General features: G+C 68.6%; 15 protein-coding genes and 1 riboswitch. Of the genes, 6 read left to right on the top strand and 9 right to left on the bottom strand.

The window, feature by feature from the left end:
* Positions 1 to 11 precede the first annotated feature (11 nt).
* On the bottom strand, positions 12 to 569 hold the full coding sequence (locus tag BB334_RS14555) for a mechanosensitive ion channel family protein (protein WP_068809220.1): 558 nt from the start codon (positions 567 to 569) through the stop codon (positions 12 to 14).
* Positions 570 to 758: 189 nt separating this feature from the next.
* Between BB334_RS14555 and BB334_RS14550 the strand changes: the two genes are divergently transcribed.
* Positions 759 to 1,700, top strand: a complete 942-nt coding sequence (locus BB334_RS14550) for a ribose-phosphate diphosphokinase (RefSeq protein WP_068809219.1) — start codon at positions 759 to 761, stop codon at positions 1,698 to 1,700.
* A 12-nt stretch (positions 1,701 to 1,712) separates the two neighbouring features.
* Here the strand turns inward: BB334_RS14550 and BB334_RS14545 are convergent, their stop codons facing one another.
* Entirely contained in the window at positions 1,713 to 2,186 is a 474-nt protein-coding gene (locus tag BB334_RS14545; RefSeq protein ID WP_068809218.1) for a phosphate-starvation-inducible PsiE family protein, read from the bottom strand.
* Between the two features lie 76 nt (positions 2,187 to 2,262).
* Positions 2,263 to 2,670, bottom strand: a complete 408-nt coding sequence (locus BB334_RS14540) for a tellurite resistance TerB family protein (protein ID WP_068809217.1) — start codon at positions 2,668 to 2,670, stop codon at positions 2,263 to 2,265.
* Between the two features lie 149 nt (positions 2,671 to 2,819).
* On the opposite strand from BB334_RS14540, the gene BB334_RS14535 reads away from it, so the two are divergent.
* The gene (locus tag BB334_RS14535) at positions 2,820 to 3,749 is read left to right on the top strand and encodes a LysR family transcriptional regulator (RefSeq protein WP_068809216.1); all 930 of its coding nucleotides are present in this window, start codon (positions 2,820 to 2,822) and stop codon (positions 3,747 to 3,749) included.
* A gap of 152 nt (positions 3,750 to 3,901) precedes the next feature.
* Positions 3,902 to 5,953 carry a BCCT family transporter gene (locus BB334_RS14530; RefSeq protein WP_198531265.1) on the top strand — a complete coding sequence of 684 codons (2,052 nt, stop codon included), beginning with the start codon at positions 3,902 to 3,904 and terminating at the stop codon, positions 5,951 to 5,953.
* 46 nt (positions 5,954 to 5,999) lie between these two features.
* Here BB334_RS14530 and BB334_RS14525 read toward each other — a convergent pair whose 3' ends face one another.
* The 4 genes from BB334_RS14525 to BB334_RS14510 all read right to left on the bottom strand — a co-directional run bounded on the left by BB334_RS14525 (position 6,000) and on the right by BB334_RS14510 (position 11,646).
* Positions 6,000 to 6,374: a thioredoxin family protein gene (locus BB334_RS14525; protein ID WP_068809215.1), complete on the bottom strand. Its 375-nt coding sequence runs from the start codon at positions 6,372 to 6,374 to the stop codon at positions 6,000 to 6,002.
* 96 nt (positions 6,375 to 6,470) lie between these two features.
* A complete protein-coding gene (metH, locus tag BB334_RS14520) occupies positions 6,471 to 10,235 on the bottom strand; it encodes a methionine synthase (RefSeq protein ID WP_068809214.1) in 3,765 nt (1,254 codons plus the stop codon).
* 87 nt (positions 10,236 to 10,322) lie between these two features.
* A riboswitch (S-adenosyl-L-homocysteine riboswitch) is annotated at positions 10,323 to 10,406 on the bottom strand.
* Between the two features lie 129 nt (positions 10,407 to 10,535).
* The gene (locus BB334_RS14515) at positions 10,536 to 11,156 is read right to left on the bottom strand and encodes a hypothetical protein (RefSeq protein WP_068809213.1); all 621 of its coding nucleotides are present in this window, start codon (positions 11,154 to 11,156) and stop codon (positions 10,536 to 10,538) included.
* 1 nt (position 11,157) lies between these two features.
* Positions 11,158 to 11,646 (bottom strand): hypothetical protein, encoded by a 489-nt coding sequence (locus tag BB334_RS14510; protein ID WP_068809212.1) that lies wholly within the window; start codon positions 11,644 to 11,646, stop codon positions 11,158 to 11,160.
* A 227-nt stretch (positions 11,647 to 11,873) separates the two neighbouring features.
* Between BB334_RS14510 and BB334_RS14505 the strand changes: the two genes are divergently transcribed.
* From BB334_RS14505 to BB334_RS14495, 3 genes are all read left to right on the top strand, one after another.
* Complete coding sequence (locus BB334_RS14505; protein WP_068809211.1) at positions 11,874 to 12,647, top strand: ABC transporter ATP-binding protein; 774 nt, start codon at positions 11,874 to 11,876, stop codon at positions 12,645 to 12,647.
* Complete coding sequence (locus BB334_RS14500; RefSeq protein ID WP_068809210.1) at positions 12,637 to 13,380, top strand: ABC transporter ATP-binding protein; 744 nt, start codon at positions 12,637 to 12,639, stop codon at positions 13,378 to 13,380. Before BB334_RS14505 ends, BB334_RS14500 begins: the two co-directional genes overlap by 11 nt.
* Positions 13,381 to 13,441: 61 nt before the next feature.
* Positions 13,442 to 13,834, top strand: coding sequence for a rhodanese-like domain-containing protein (locus BB334_RS14495; protein WP_068809209.1), 393 nt, complete (start codon positions 13,442 to 13,444; stop codon positions 13,832 to 13,834).
* A gap of 4 nt (positions 13,835 to 13,838) precedes the next feature.
* Here BB334_RS14495 and BB334_RS14490 read toward each other — a convergent pair whose 3' ends face one another.
* Positions 13,839 to 15,029 carry a multidrug effflux MFS transporter gene (locus BB334_RS14490; RefSeq protein WP_068809208.1) on the bottom strand — a complete coding sequence of 397 codons (1,191 nt, stop codon included), beginning with the start codon at positions 15,027 to 15,029 and terminating at the stop codon, positions 13,839 to 13,841.
* 63 nt (positions 15,030 to 15,092) lie between these two features.
* On the bottom strand, positions 15,093 to 15,292 hold a 200-nt coding region (locus tag BB334_RS14485), incomplete at its 5' end, for a magnesium chelatase subunit ChlI family protein (protein ID WP_456300361.1).

Raw genomic sequence — 15,292 nt, 5'->3', positions numbered from 1 at the left:
GCCGTGTAGGCTCAGGCCCGCGGCGGATAGCGCCAGCGGCGCACGACGCGCTGAAAGAACAGGCTGTTGGGCACCTGCAGCACGGTGTCGCCGCTGCCGCCCGCGCCTTCCTGCAGGGTGGTGTAGATCAGGTTGATGTCGACCACCTGGCCGCGCAGGCCGGCCTTGTCGCCGCTCTCGAGCAGCTCGACGTGATCGTGCAGGCGGAAGGGCCGTGAGGTGAAGATCAGCAGCGTGCAGAAGATGTTCGACAGCACGCTCCAGGCGGCGAAGAAGGCCACCGCAGCGACCGCGGCGAAACCGGTGAAGGCGGTCCACAACACGGTACCCGACACGCCGAGGCGGTCGAGCACCAGCAGCACGGCGCCGGCGTAGATGACGAAGCCGGTCACTCGGCGGGCGCCCAGCACCAGCTCGGCGGGCAGGCTGTAATGCGTGCCCGCGCGCGTGATGAGGCGGCGCAGCAGGGTTCGCAGCAGCCAGGCAGTGAGCAGGATCAGCGTGATCTGCAGCGCGGGCGCGATGAGCTCGATCCAGGGGTGGGCCCAGGCGGGCAGCAGTTCTTTCATCGGGGCGGGATCCGGTACGGAGTCGGTGCCTGGCGGCGGCGGGCAAACCGGCCGAAGCCTAGGACGGACCGCGCTTTCTGGCAAGCCATGAGACGCGAAGTGGGCATCCCGCGCTTCCCTCCCCTGCCGCCAAAGGAGTACAAAGCGGCATGCCGCCCGGCGCCGCCCCCATCCGACGAGACCCAAGCAATGAAACACGCCCTCCAGATCTTCGCCTGTAACGCCAGCCGCGGGCTGGCCGCCGAAATCTGCAGCCGGCTCGGCATCCGCCCCGGCCGCATCGAGATCTCCCGCTTCTCCAACGACAACCTGCGGGTGCAGATCCAGGAGAACGTGCGCGAGCGCGACGTCTACGTGGTGCAGTCCTTCACCGAGCCGGTGAGCGACCACATCATGGAGCTGCTGATCACCCTCGACGCGCTGCGCAGCGCCTCGGCCCAGCGCATCACCGCGGTGATTCCCTACTATTCCTATGCGCGCTCGGACAAGAAGGACGCGCCGCGGATCTCGATCACCGCGCGCCTGATCGCCGACATGCTGAAGACCGCCGGCGCCGACCGGGTGCTGACGATGGACCTGCACGCCGACCAGGTGCACGGCTTCTTCAGCGTGCCGGTCGACCACCTCACCGCGATCCCGACCATCGCCGAGCACTTCCGCGCACACCATGAGCTGTCGAACATGGTCGCGGTCGCCACCGACGCCGGCGGCGCCAAGCGCGTGGGCCGCTTCTCCGAGCGCCTCGGCATCCCGATGGCGATCATCGACAAGCGCCGGGTCAACGACACCGCGGTGAAGCACGGCGAGGTGGTCGGCGAGGTGCGCGGGCGCGACGTGGTGATCTTCGAGGACGAGATCTCCACCGGCGCCACCGTGCTGTCGAGCGTCGACATCCTGAAGACGGCGGGCGCGCGCAGCGCGCATGTCGGTGCGGTGCACGGCGTGCTGTGCGGACCGGCGGTCGAGCGCCTGCGCAACGCCGACCTCGAGTCGATCGTGGTCACCAACACGGTCAACCGCGCTGAGGAGAAGCAGCTCCCCAATCTCGCCACGCTGACCGTGGCGCCGCTGTTCGCCGCCGCGATCGAGCGCATCCACAGCGGCGAGAGCGTCGGCGTGCTGTTCGACTGAAGCGCGGAGCGCTCAGTCGCCCGGACGCGCGGCCACCATCCAGTAGGTCACCCCCAGGGCGAGGACGACGACCCCGATGCCCATCAGATAGGCGGGCTCGAGCGTCGAGAGGTCGAGCACGATCACCTTGCGCGCGATCGCCATCAGTGCGGTCGCCACCACCAGCTTGACGTGGATGACGTCGTCGCGCAGGTAGAGGGTGATATTGACGAAGATCTCGATCGCGATCAGCACCGCCAGGAAAGCCGCGAACACCACGAAGATGTCGTTGAAGTCGAGCAGCAGCAAGGGCGGAGCGGACAGCTTCTGGTAAAGCACCAGCACCACGTCGGCAACCGTCCACAGGATCACCGCCACCATCAGCACCGCAAGCACGCGGATCGCCTGCCGGATCACCCAGTGCAAACGGTCGATCAGGGGATCGTCCACCCGCTCGCCGAGGTGATTGTCGTGCGCCGGGGTTCGTGTCGGATGCGCCTTGTCCATGTCAGCCTCCCGGCCGTCGTGTCGCGGATGGGGCAGGCCGACGCCGTTTCCTGCGGCGCCCGCCTGCTCCACGCCTTCAGTTGATCCTGCCCGGAGCGCTGCGCGCGCCCCACTTCTCGAGCGCACGCGCGAGGACCTCGACCTCGGCGCCCGTCTCCACGCCGTCGGCGCTGACGATGTCCTGCATCGTGCGCAGCACGGCGCGCTGCAGGGCGGGATCGGCGATGTCCTCGAGCAGCAGCTCGAACACCTCGTCGGCGAGCTTGAGTCGCATGCCGTCCAGATAGTGGGCGCTCATCATCAGGTCGTCGCAGTATTCGCGCAGGATGCGCTCGAACTCGAGCGTGCCGATGCCGAGCCGGCGCACGAGGTCGGAGCGCATCAGGGCATCGAGCTCGTTGTGGTCGAGGCCGCCGTCGGCGAGCATGGTGAGGGCGAGGATGCGGGCGGCGGCTGGCGAGCTGTCGGTTTCGTAGTGGCGCATGGTGCGGTCTCCTTCTGGTGTCGTGTCGTCTGCAGCGACCGGATCGGCCCTGCAGACGACTTCAGCCTAGGGGAAAGCCCGAGCCATAAAAAGTCGATTAATATCGGTACTTGAATCGATTTTTTCGACGGAACGACGAGGCCGCCGCGATGACGGAGCTCAACTACAGGCATCTGCGTTATTTCTGGACGGTCGCGCGCGTGGGCACGATCGCCGAGGCCGGGCGGGTGCTCGAGCTCGCGCCGCACTCGATCAGCGCCCAGATCGCCACCTTCGAGGCCGCGCTCGGGGTGAGCCTGTTCCGCCGCGCCGGCCGCCGGCTGGAGCTGACCGAGGCCGGTGAGCGCATCCTCGGCCACGCGGAGGCGATCTTCGCGCTCGGTGACGAGATCGTTGCGGTGGTGCAGGACGACGCGCTGCGCCGCAGCCTGCCCTTCCGCATCGGCATGCCGGACTCGATGCCCAAGTCGGTCGTTCATCGCCTGATCGAGCCCGCGCTGCGCGTCGACCGCCCGGGGCGCCTCGTGTGTCGCGAAGCGCCGCTCGCCGAGCTGCTCGCCGAGCTCGCGGTGCACCGCCTGGACCTGGTGATCGCCGACCGCCCGATCCCACCGGACATCAGCGTGCGCGGCTACAGCACCCTGCTCGGCGAGAGCACGCTCACCGTGTTCGCCGCGCCGGCGCTCGCCGCCGGACGCGAAGGCGCTCTGCCAGCCGTGCTCGACCGCGCGCCCTTCCTGCTGCCGGGCGCCGACGTCGCTCATCGCGCCCCGCTGCTGCAGTGGTTCGAGCGCGCGCGCATCCAGCCGCAGGTCGTCGCCGAGTTCGACGACAGCGCCCTGATGAAGGCCTTCGGCCAGGGCGGTGCCGGCTTCTTCGTCGCGCCGACCACGATCGCGGACTACGTGTGTGCGCAGTACGGCGTGCGCGCGGTGGGCGAGATCGCCGACGTGGGCAGCCAGATCTACGCGATCACCACCGAGCGTCGCCTGTCGCACCCGGCGATGGCCGCGATCCACCGACAGGCGGCGAAGGCATTGGGTAGCGGCGCGGACGGCGCGCCGCCGCGGGGACGGTGACCGGACCGTCGCGCGCGGGCCCCTCTGCAAGCGGCTGCGGCTCGATGAGCCGAAGGTCCCTACGAAGGAATTCCACCCATCGGCTGGCTCACGTAAGATCGGTTCGTACATCCATTCGTCCGAATCCGTCTTCCGCCATTCAATCCGGAGGCATGATGCAGAACGCGGCCAGCAAGCCCGGTTCCACCATCCTGATCCCGGTGTTCGCCCCCGCGGTCATCGTCACCCTGCTCCTGGTCATCGGCACCGCCAGCAACCCCGAGCTCGCCGGCGAGGTCTTCGCCTCCACCCTGGCCTGGATCACCGAGACCTTCGGCTGGTTCTACATGCTGGCGGTGGCGATCTTCCTCGTCTTCATCGTCGCGATCGGCTTCTCGCGCTGGGGCAGCATCAAGCTCGGCCCCGACCACGCCACCCCGCAGTACAGCTTCCCGGCCTGGTTCGCGATGCTGTTCTCGGCCGGCTACGGCATCGCGCTGCTCTTCTTCGGCGTCGCCGAGCCGGTGCTGCACTACGCCTCGCCGCCGCAAGGTGCGGCCGAGACGCTCGACGCCGCCCGCCAGGCGATGCAGATCGCCTTCTTCCACTGGGGCTTCCACATCTGGGGGATCTACGGCCTGGTCGGCCTGGTGCTGGCCTACTTCGCCTTTCGCCACGGCCTGCCGCTGTCGATGCGCTCCGCCCTCTACCCGCTGATCGGCGAGCGCATCCACGGCCCGATAGGCCACACGGTGGACGTCGTCGCCATCCTCGGCACCCTGTTCGGCATCGCCACCACCCTCGGCCTGTCGGTCACCCAGATCAACGCCGGCCTCAACTACCTGTGGCCGTCGATCCCGGTCGGCACCACGGTGCAGGTGATCGCGATCGCGGTGATCACCGCGCTGGCGCTGATCTCGGTGGTCGCCGGCCTCGACAAGGGGGTCAAGAACCTGTCGATCCTGAACATGGTGCTCGCGGTCGGCCTGATGCTGTTCGTGTTCTCGGTGGGACCGACGATCTTCATCCTCGAGACCTTCCTGCAGAACACCGGCGCCTACCTCAACAACATCATCGAGCGCACCTTCAACCTGCAGGCTTACACGCGCAGCGACTGGATCGGCAACTGGACCCTGTTCATCTTCGGCTGGACGATCGCCTGGGCGCCGTTCGTGGGCCTGTTCATCGCCAAGATCTCGCGCGGGCGCACGATCCGCCAGTTCGTCTTCGGCGTGATGCTGGTGCCCTCGCTGTTCACCTTCCTGTGGTTCTCGATCTTCGGCGACACCGCGCTGCACCTGATCATGGTGGAGGGCTACACGGCGCTGATCGGCGAGGTGCAGGCCGACCATGCGCTGGCGCTGTTCAAGCTCTTCGAGCGCCTGCCGCTGACCTCGATCGTCTCCTTCATCACGGTGATCCTGATCGTGACCTTCTTCGTCACCTCGTCCGACTCGGGATCGCTCGTGATCGACTCGCTCGCCTCCGGCGGCGCGGCGCATACGCCGGCCTGGCAGCGCGCCTTCTGGGCGATCACCGAAGGCGTGGTCGCCTCGGTGCTACTGCTCGCCGGCGGCCTCAAGGCGCTGCAGACGATGACGATCGCCAGCGCCCTGCCCTTCGCGATCATCATGCTGATCGCCGCCTTCGGCATGTGGCGCGCGCTGATCATCGAAGGCCACCGCGAGGTGTCGCTGCAGGCCCACATGGCGCGCAGCCGCGCCGGCACCGGCACCTGGAAGAAACGCCTGGAAGAGCTGGTCCGCTTCCCGGACCGCGGCCAGGTCGAGGCCTTCATCGGCGGCGTGGCCGCCGAGGGCATGAAGCACGTGCAGCGCGAGCTCGCCACCCAGGGCTGGGTGTCGGAGGTGGTGCTCGACAAGGACACCGGCCGCGCCTACATCGAGGTGATGAAGGAAGGCCAGATCGACTTCATCTACGACATCCGGATGGTCGAGTACGCGATGCCGGAGTACGCCTTCCCCGAGATTTCCGAGGACAGCCCCTCGCACTACTATCGCGCCGAAGTCTTCCTGCGCCGCGGGGGGCAGTCCTACGACATCTACGGCTTCGAGGTCCAGCAGGTCATCGACGACATCCTCGACCAGTTCGAGAAGTACCTGCACTTCCTGCACATCTCGCCGGGCAGCCTGCCGTGGAAGATGCACGAGCACGACGAGATGCTCAATTCGCCGACGGCCGGCGGCGCGGCCCAGGGCAGCTGAGTCGACACCCCGTGGCGGCGGCGACCGCCGCAGGGGTGGCGCGCGTTCAGCCCTGCTGCTGGGCCTCGTGGGCGGCGATCTCCGCGCGCACCTGATCCATGTCGAGCCCGCGCACCGCCTCGATCACTTCGCCGAGCGCCTTCGCCGGCAGCGCACCGGACTGGCGGAACACCATCACGCCCTCGCGGATCACCGCGATGGTCGGGATCGAGCGGATCTCGAAGGTGGCCGCGAGTTCCTGCTCGGCCTCGGTGTCGATCTTGCCGAACACGATGTCGGGATGCGTCTCGCTCGCGGCCTCATAGGTCGGCGCGAAGCTGCGGCAGGGGCCGCACCACGCCGCCCAGAAGTCGAGGAACACGATGCCGTTCTGCGAGAGGGTGTCGTTGAAGTTTTCGGCGGTGATGTCGAGGGTGGCCATGCGCGCTTCCTTGTCTAAATATTAGAAATAACTGATACTACACCGCCCGCCGGCCCGGGTCACGCATCGTGCGGACCAGGCCGGCGCGCCCGGTGCTCACAGCAGCGGCGCCAGCCAGCGCGCCGCTTCGTCCACTTCCATGCCGGTGCGTGCCGCCCAGTCCTCGAGCTGGTCGCGACCGATCTTCGAGACCGCGAAATAGTGGCTCTCGGGATGGGCGAAGTAGAAGCCGCTCACCGCCGCGGCCGGCGTCATCGCATAGCTTTCGGTGAGCTCCATACCGATGCGTTCGCGCGCGCCGAGCAGCTCGAACAGCGGTCCCTTCACCGTATGGTCGGGGCAGGCCGGGTAGCCCGGTGCGGGACGGATGCCGCGGTAGCGCTCGGCGATCAGCGCCGCGTTGTCGAGGGCCTCGTCGGCCGCATAGCCCCAGCACTCGCGCCGCACGCGCTCGTGCAGCCATTCGGCGCAGGCCTCGGCGAGGCGGTCGGCCAGGCTCTTGAGCATGATCGCGTGGTAGTCGTCGTGCGCCGCCTCGAACTGGGCGAGCTTGGCCTCGATGCCCAGCCCGGCGGTGACCGCGAAGGCTCCGATCCAGTCCGGCACGCCGCCGGCGTCCCTGGGGGCGACGAAGTCCGCCAGGCACCAGTGCGGCTTGCCCGCGGGACGCTCGTGCTGCTGGCGCAGGCCGTGCCACACCATGGCGAGCTCGCTGCGGTCCTCGCCCGTGTAGATCTCGATATCGTCGCCAACCGCGTTCGCGGGGAAGAGGCCGAACACCGCCTTCGCCTGCAGCCAGCCCTCGGCGATGACCTTCTCCAGCATCGCCTTGCCGTCGGCGAAGACGCTGCGCGCGGTATCGCCCACGACCTCGTCGTCGAGGATCGCGGGGAAGCGGCCAGCGAGGTCCCAGGTCTGGAAGAAGGGGCCCCAGTCGATGTAGTTCACCAGCTCGGCGAGCTCGACGTCGATCGCCTGCACGCCGAGCATGTTCGGCCGCACCGGCTGGTAGGGGCGGAAGCCCGCCTGGTGCGCGGTGCTGCAGGCGGCGACCGGCTCGGCGGTCCAGTCGGTGCGGAAGGCGTTGGCGCGCGCCGCCTCGAGGCTCACCAGCTGCACGCCCTTCTTGTTGGCGTGCAGGGCGCGGATCTTCTCGTAGTCGGTGGCGATCTCGGCCTTGAAGGCTTCGCTCTGGCCCGCGGACAGCAGCGCGGTGACCACGCCGACCGCGCGCGAGGCGTCGGGCACGTAGACCACCGGCTGGTCGTAGTGGGGCGCGATCTTGATCGCCGTGTGGTTGCGGCTGGTGGTGGCGCCACCGATGAGCAGCGGAACCTCGAAGCCCTGGCGCTTCATCTCGGCGGCGACGTGGCTCATCTCCTCCAGCGAGGGGGTGATCAGCCCGGACAGGCCGATCGCCTGCGCGCCGTGTTCCTTCGCCGCTTCCAGGATCTTCGTCGCCGGCACCATCACGCCGAGGTCGATGACCTCGTAGCCGTTGCAGCCGAGCACCACGCCAACGATGTTCTTGCCGATGTCGTGCACGTCGCCCTTCACCGTGGCCATGACGATGCGGCCCTTGCTGGCGGCGCCGGTGCGCAGCTTCTCGGCCTCGATGTAGGGGATCAGGTGGGCGACCGCCTGCTTCATCACCCGCGCCGACTTCACCACCTGGGGCAGGAACATCTTGCCCGCCCCGAAGAGGTCGCCGACCACGCTCATGCCCGCCATCAGCGGGCCTTCGATGACCGCCAGCGGCGGCGCGCCCTCGGCCTCGAGCTTGGCGCGCACCTCCTCGGTGTCGGCGACGACGAATTCGGTGATGCCCTTGACCAGCGCGTGCGACAGTCGCTCTTCCACCGACCATTCGCGCCAGGCGAGGTCCTGCGCGGATTCCTTCGCCTGCCCCTTCACCGACTGCGCCATCTCCACCAGCACCTCGCCCGGGTTCTGGCCGGATGCGGGCTTGCGGTTCATCACCACGTCCTCGACCTTCTCGCGCAGCACCGGATCGAGCTCGTCATAGACGCCGAGCTGGCCGGCGTTGACGATGCCCATCGACAGACCGGCCTTGATCGCGTGGTACAGGAAGACGGTGTGGATCGCCTCGCGCACCGGGTCGTTGCCGCGGAAGCTGAAGGACACGTTCGACACCCCGCCCGAGGTCTTGGCGTACGGCAGATTCTCCTTGATCCACGCCACCGCGTTGATGAAGTCGACCGCGTAGTTGTCGTGCTCCTCGATGCCGGTGGCGATCGCGAAGATGTTGGGGTCGAAGATGATGTCTTCCGGCGGGAGGCCGGCGCCACCCTCGGCCACCGGCTTCACCAGCAACTTGTAGGCGCGCTCGCAGATCCCGGTCTTGCGGCGGAAGGTGTCGGCCTGGCCCTGCTCGTCGAAGGCCATGACGATCACCGCGGCGCCGTAGCGGCGTGCGAGCCGGGCCTGGCGCAGGAACTCGGCCTCGCCCTCCTTCATCGAGATCGAGTTGACCACGCCCTTGCCCTGGATGCACTTGAGGCCGGTCTCGATCACCGACCACTTCGACGAGTCGAGCATGATCGGCACGCGCGAGATGTCGGGCTCGGTGGCCACCAGCTTGCAGAAGCGCTCCATCGCGGCGACCGAGTCCAGCATCGCCTCGTCCATGTTGATGTCGATGACCTGGGCCCCGTTCTCCACCTGCTGGCGCGCCACCGCGAGCGCGTCGTCGAAGCGGCCTTCGAGGATCATGCGCGCGAAGGCCTTCGAGCCGGTAACGTTGGTGCGCTCGCCCACGTTGACGAACAGGGCATCGCCGCCGACGTTGAAGGGTTCCAGCCCCGACAGACGCAGCTTCTTGTCGATGGTCGGCACGCTGCGCGGGGCGAGGCCTTCGACCGCCGCGGCGATCGCCGCGATGTGCGCCGGCGTGGTGCCACAGCAGCCGCCGACGATGTTCACCAGACCGCTCTGCGCCCATTCCTTGATCTGGCCGGCGAGGTGCTCGGGGGTCTCGTCGTAGCCGGTGGGCGACAGCGGGTTGGGCAGGCCGGCGTTGGGGTGGGCCGACACATGGGTGTCGCAGACGTTCGACAGCTCTTCGACGTACTGGCGCAACTGGTCGGCGCCGAGCGCACAGTTGAGGCCGAAGCTGATCGGCTGCGCGTGCGACAGCGAGTTCCAGAACGCCTCGGCGGTCTGGCCCGACAGCGTGCGGCCGGAGGCGTCGGTGATCGTGCCGGAGATCATCACCGGCCAGCGCCGGCCCAGGTCATCGAACAGTTTCTCGATCGCGAACACCGCGGCCTTGGCGTTCAGGGTATCGAACACCGTCTCGATCAGCAGGAGGTCGGCGCCCCCCTGGAGCAGGCCCTTCGCCGAATCGTAATAGTCGTCGGCGAGCGCATCGAAGCTGATGTTGCGGTAGCCGGGATCGTTCACGTCCGGCGAGATCGACAGCGTGCGCGAGGTCGGGCCGAGCACGCCGGCGCAGAAGCGCGGCTTGGCGGGATCCTGCGCGGTGTATTCGTCGCACAGTTGGCGCACCAGACGCGCGCCCTCGACGTTCAGCTCGTAGGCCAGCGCTTCAAGTCCGTACTCCGCCTGCGACACGCGGGTGGCGTTGAAGGTGTTGGTCTCGATGATGTCGGCGCCGGCCTCGAGATAGGCGCGGTGGATGCCGGCGACCACCTCGGGACGGGTCAGCACGAGCAGGTCGTTATTGCCCTTGAGGTCCTTCGGGTGATCGAGGAAGCGATCGCCGCGATAGTCCGCCTCACCCAGCTTCTCCTGCTGGATCATCGTACCCATCGCGCCGTCCAGGATCAGGATGCGCTCGGCGAGAAGCTGGCGGAATTCGGTGCTGCAGTCGGCTTGCATGGCGGTTACCTCGGTTCTGCGATCTTGCGCGCAAGGTTGGCCGGCTGCAGCGGGACACAAAAGCGAACGGCGCCACAAACCGGCAAGGGTCTGCGAGCGCCGTTGAATCGGTTGCCGAGCCTGGCCCGCCGGCCCGCGGGGCCTGTTCGGGTCGCAACGCTCCTCGGCAAGTGCGCAATTCTAGCCATTCCCGCGATCCCTTGCCAAGCGGGCGCGCCCCGGTAGCCGCGCCACCGCTGCAATCGCGCAGAGGGCTGCGCTCCTACAACGCCGCATCCGGCGCAGCCGGGCCACGGTCGATCACCAGAAGAACCAGGGGGCGTAGGGGTGATAGGCGCGATACGGCCAGCCGAAGGGATAGCCCCCCCAGAAACCGTAGCCGTAGGGACGGCCATAGTAGTAGCCGCCCAACAGCCCGCCGTCGTTCGGATAGACGTAGGTACGGCTGGTGCGCACCACCTTGCCGTCGATGAAGTGCACGTTGAACAGAGTGGCGATGCCGGGGCCGTCGTTGTAGATGTTCCAGTCCCACACCTCCTCGCCCGACAGGCGGAAGGTCTGCTCCGAGCGATGCTCGCCGAGCATGCGGTCGACCTCCTCGCGGCTCATGCCGGGGCGGACCTCGGCGAGGTTGCGCTCGGACAAGGCGTCCCACTGGCGCAGCACGACGCCGCTTCGGTCCACCTCGACCATCAGGCAAGTGTAGCCGTTGGGCTGGGTCGAATACTCGAGCACGGTGGTGCCGTCCTCGTTCGTCCAACGTCGGGTCGGCTCGCCGCGGTCCGCGAGCGCATCCGCCTCGGTGGTGTAGGGCGGCGGCGGCCGGAACACCGCGCAGCCGCTCAGCAGCATCGCGAGCATCAGCAACAGGAGCAATCCGACGCCGCGCACGCGCGCGGCGGGCAGTCGATTCGCGTTCATCTCAGCGCCCCGGTTTCACATAGCGGCCGGTGCCGGTGACGCGGCCGTCGGTGTTGAAATTGACCGTGAAATAGACGCGATCCCCGCCCGGCGGGGGAACATCGATCAGCCACTCCCACACGGTCTCCTGCTTCAATTGTAGGAACTGGCTGGAAGCCGGCTTGCCGAGCAGGCGGCGCACCTCGTCGCCGACCATGCCGCGTTCGACGCGGGCGAACTGCGCCTCGTTGAGCACCTGCTCGATGCGCTGCAGGATGCCGTCCGGGCCGATCGTGATCATGAAGCACTCCGTGCCCTCGGGCTGGCGGGAATACTCCCAGGTCACGGAGCCGTCCTCGTTGCGCCACTCCATCTGCGGCGCTCCGAAGCGGTCGCGCACCTCGTGCGAGCTCGAAACCCCGGGCTGGAGTTCGCGGATGTGGAACTGGTCGCAGGCGCTCAGTCCGATCGCGGACAACAGGGCGCACAGCCAGGCGAGAAATCGCTTCATCGGGGAAGATCTCCATGCGAAGCGCCGACGGGACTCGCCAGCGCGTCCGATCACTCGGCTAGAATCCTCCGAAGCCGCGCATTTTGCAACGACGGCGGGGTAAGTGACTGCAAGCACAGCGAGGGCGAATCGAGAATGAAGCAGACCCCCATCGGCTTCGCGGCGCGCGCCGCGGGACGACGCCCTGCGCGCACCCGCGGCCCGCGGCCGGGCCGGGAGGCAGGGCGGTGAGCCCACTGCTCGAGGCCCGCAAGGTCCAGAAGCGCTTCGGCGGCCTGCACGCGCTGTCCGAAGTGTCGCTGACCATCAACGAGGGCGAGGTGTACGGCCTGATCGGCCCCAACGGCGCGGGCAAGACCACCCTCTTCAACGTGCTGACCGGCGCCTGCGTGGCCGACGACGGCGCGTTCGTGTTCAAGGGCAGCGCGCTGCCCGCGGGCAAGCCGCACGAGGTGGTGGGCCGCGGCATCGCCCGCACCTTCCAGAACATCCGCCTGTTCCGCGAGCTGACCGCGCTCGAGAACGTCATGGCCGGCCACCACATCCGGACGAAGGCGGGCATCTGGGGCATCCTCGGCCAGAGCCGCCACACCCGCGAGGAGGAGCGGCGGACCACGGCGCGCGCTCACGAGCTGCTGGACTACGTCGGCATCGGCCGCTTCGCCGGGGTGGTGTCGAAAAACCTGCCCTACGGCGATCAGCGCCGGCTCGAGATCGCACGCGCGCTCGCCACCGAACCCCAGCTGCTCGCGCTAGACGAGCCGGCCGCCGGCATGAACGCCACCGAGACCGGCCAGCTCAGACAGCTGATCGAGCAGATCCGCGCCGACGGCGTCACCGTTATGCTGATCGAGCACGACGTCATGCTGGTCATGGGCCTGTGCGACCGCGTCGCGGTGCTCGACTTCGGCCGCAAGATCGCCGAAGACGTGCCGGCGGTGGTGCAGAAGGACGAGGCGGTGATCGCCGCCTATCTCGGCGCAGGCAGGCATGGCCACTGACACCCGCAGCACGAGCGGCCCGCTGCTGCAGCTCCGCGAGCTGCGTGTCGCCTACGGCGGCATCCAGGCCGTCAAGGGCATCGAGCTCGAACTGCGGACGGGCGAGCTGGTCTGCCTGATCGGCGCCAACGGCGCCGGCAAGACCACCACGCTGAACGCGATCGCCGGCGTGCTGCCGCTCACCGGCGGCGACATCCTCTACGCCGGCGAGCGCATCAACCCGGTGCCGGCGCACGAGCGCCTGCGCCGCGGCATCGCCCTGGTACCCGAAGGCCGCGGCATCTTCACCCGTCTGACGGTGGCGGAGAACCTGCGCATGGGCGCCTACAGCCGCAAGGACCGCGCCGGCATCGAGGCCGACCTCGAGCGCGTCTACACGTTGCTGCCGCGGGTGAGGGAGCGCCTGCACCAGGTCGCCGGCACGCTGTCTGGCGGCGAACAGCAGATGCTGGCGATCGGTCGCGCGCTGCTGTCGCGGCCCAGGCTGCTGCTGCTCGACGAGCCCTCGATGGGCCTCGCCCCGCTGTTGGTGGAGAAGATCTTCGAGGTCGTGCAGTCGGTGGCACGCGAGGGCGTCACGGTCCTGCTCGTCGAGCAGAACGCCAGGCTCGCGCTCGAGTTCGCCGGGCGCGGCTACGTGATGGCGTCGGGCAGGCTGATCCTCACCGGCAGCGGCGAGGCCCTGCTCGCCGACCCCGGCGTGCGCGCCGCCTATCTCGGCGAGGCGGGCTGAGCCCGGCGTCATGGCGCATCGGCAATTCCGAATATAATCCTGCGCCAAAGGAGACAAGCCGATGAAACACCTGACCCCGAAGGAGGCCCATGCCTTCCTCCAGGCCACGCCCGACGCCCTGTTGATCGACGTGCGCAGCGAGATCGAATTCCTCTTCGTCGGCCATCCGGTCGGCGCCATCCACGTGTCGTGGAACGACGGCCCCGACTGGGACATCAACCCGCACTTCGTCGGCGAGGTGAAGAAACTCGCCGGCAACGGCGGCCAGCGCCCGATCCTGCTCATCTGCCGCAGCGGCAACCGCTCGGAGGCGGCCGGCGAGGCCCTGCTCGCCGCCGGTTTCAGCGAGATCTACAACGTCGCCCATGGTTTCGAGGGCGAGCTCGACGACCACCACCACCGCAACAGCGTCAGCGGCTGGCGCTTCGACGGCCTGCCCTGGCAGCAGTGCTGAGGCTTCACGCCGCGGCGCGCCGCGCCCAGGCAAGGAAGGCGAACAGACCGAGGCCCGCGAACAGACACATCCCCGCCGCGAGCGACAGCGTGCTGCCCCACAGCAGCGGCACCACCGCACCGGCGACCGCCGCGTTGAGCCCCATCTGCAGGAAGCTCTGGCAGCTCGAGGCCATGCCGCGGCGGGCGGGGAAGAGATCGAGCGCGAGCAGGCTCAGGGAGGGCATCGCCATCGCCATGCCGAGGGTGAACAGCGGAATCGGCAGCACCGACTGCGGCAAGCCGGCCGGCAGCAGCGCCGACAGCGCGACGTTGAGCAGGCCCGCCGCCAGCATCAGCGCGTAGCCGACGGCGATCGTGCGCCCGGTCGACCAGCGCCCGGCGAGCCTGCCCGCCAGCATCGAGCCCGCCATCATCCCCGCCACCCCCGGCACGAACAGCCAGCCGAAGGCGGTGCTGCCCAGCCCGAGGTGGTCGATGATGAACACCGGCGCCGACATCACGTAGAGGAAGAAGCCGTTGAAGTTCAGCGCCGTCGCCAGGCTCAGCAGCATGAAGGCGCGATTCGACAGCACCGCGCCGTAGGCACGCGCGAGCCCGACCGGATGCAGCGGCTGGCGGGCATCCTCGGGCAGGCTCTCGGGCAGGAAGCGCCAGGTGAGCCAGGTCTGCATGGCGCCGAAGAGCGCGAGGAAGACGAAGATCGAGCGCCAGCCGGCGAGCTCTAGCAGGGCGCCGCCGATGATCGGCGCCACCGCCGGGGCCACCGCGAAGATCGTCATCACCCGCGCCATCAGGCGCTGGGCCTGGGCCCCGTCATAGAGGTCGCGCACCACCGCGCGCCCCACCACCACCCCGGCACCGCCGAACACGCCCTGCGCGGCGCGTCCGATCCACAGCCACTCGATCGTCGGCGCCAGCGCGCACAGGGCCGAGGCGAACGCGAAGGCGCCCGAGGCGACGATCAGCACCCGACGGCGGCCGAAGCGGTCCGATAGCGAGCCGTGCCACATCACCATGACGGCGAAGGTGAGCATGTACACCGTGAGGGTCTGCTGCACCTCGACCTGGGTCGCGCCGAGCGAGGTGCCAATCGCCGGGAAGGCCGGCAGGTAGGTGTCGATCGCGAACGGACCGATGGCGGAGAGGGTCGCCAGCACCAGCGGCAGCCAGCGGCTTATCGAACTGAAGGGCATCGGCCTGTTGTCGTTGTTCTTGGAGGGCGCGGCGCGCCGACGCCGTCGCCATCCCCGGCGCCCTCAGCGCGAATCGAGGCTGCGACGGTACTGGATCGCCTCGGCGATGTGGGCGGGGCCGGGGCGCCCCGCTCCGGCGAGATCGGCGAGCGTGCGTGCCACCCGTAGCACGCGATGATACCCCCTGGCGGACAGCTTCAGCCCGCCGATCGCCTGCCGCAGCAGCTTCTCGCCGGCCGCGTCCGGCGCGCACAAGGCCTCAA

Origin of the sequence: Thauera phenolivorans (genome assembly GCF_001696715.1) — a bacterium.
Classification (GTDB): Bacteria; Pseudomonadota; Gammaproteobacteria; order Burkholderiales; family Rhodocyclaceae; genus Thauera; species Thauera phenolivorans.
This window is presented reverse-complemented; position numbering and strand designations above follow the sequence as displayed.

Bases quoted from the DNA above. Each gene is read 5' to 3' on its own strand.
- metH (WP_068809214.1), bottom strand. From the start codon at position 10,235: ATGCAAGCCGACTGCAGCACCGAATTCCGCCAGCTTCTCGCCGAGCGC.
- BB334_RS14535 (WP_068809216.1), top strand. From the start codon at position 2,820: ATGACGGAGCTCAACTACAGGCATCTGCGTTATTTCTGGACGGTCGCG.
- BB334_RS14510 (WP_068809212.1), bottom strand. From the start codon at position 11,646: ATGAAGCGATTTCTCGCCTGGCTGTGCGCCCTGTTGTCCGCGATCGGA.
- BB334_RS14525 (WP_068809215.1), bottom strand. From the start codon at position 6,374: ATGGCCACCCTCGACATCACCGCCGAAAACTTCAACGACACCCTCTCG.
- BB334_RS14540 (WP_068809217.1), bottom strand. From the start codon at position 2,670: ATGCGCCACTACGAAACCGACAGCTCGCCAGCCGCCGCCCGCATCCTC.
- BB334_RS14515 (WP_068809213.1), bottom strand. From the start codon at position 11,156: ATGAACGCGAATCGACTGCCCGCCGCGCGCGTGCGCGGCGTCGGATTG.
- BB334_RS14550 (WP_068809219.1), top strand. From the start codon at position 759: ATGAAACACGCCCTCCAGATCTTCGCCTGTAACGCCAGCCGCGGGCTG.
- BB334_RS14500 (WP_068809210.1), top strand. From the start codon at position 12,637: ATGGCCACTGACACCCGCAGCACGAGCGGCCCGCTGCTGCAGCTCCGC.
- BB334_RS14555 (WP_068809220.1), bottom strand. From the start codon at position 569: ATGAAAGAACTGCTGCCCGCCTGGGCCCACCCCTGGATCGAGCTCATC.
- BB334_RS14495 (WP_068809209.1), top strand. From the start codon at position 13,442: ATGAAACACCTGACCCCGAAGGAGGCCCATGCCTTCCTCCAGGCCACG.
- BB334_RS14490 (WP_068809208.1), bottom strand. From the start codon at position 15,029: ATGCCCTTCAGTTCGATAAGCCGCTGGCTGCCGCTGGTGCTGGCGACC.
- BB334_RS14530 (WP_198531265.1), top strand. From the start codon at position 3,902: ATGATGCAGAACGCGGCCAGCAAGCCCGGTTCCACCATCCTGATCCCG.
- BB334_RS14545 (WP_068809218.1), bottom strand. From the start codon at position 2,186: ATGGACAAGGCGCATCCGACACGAACCCCGGCGCACGACAATCACCTC.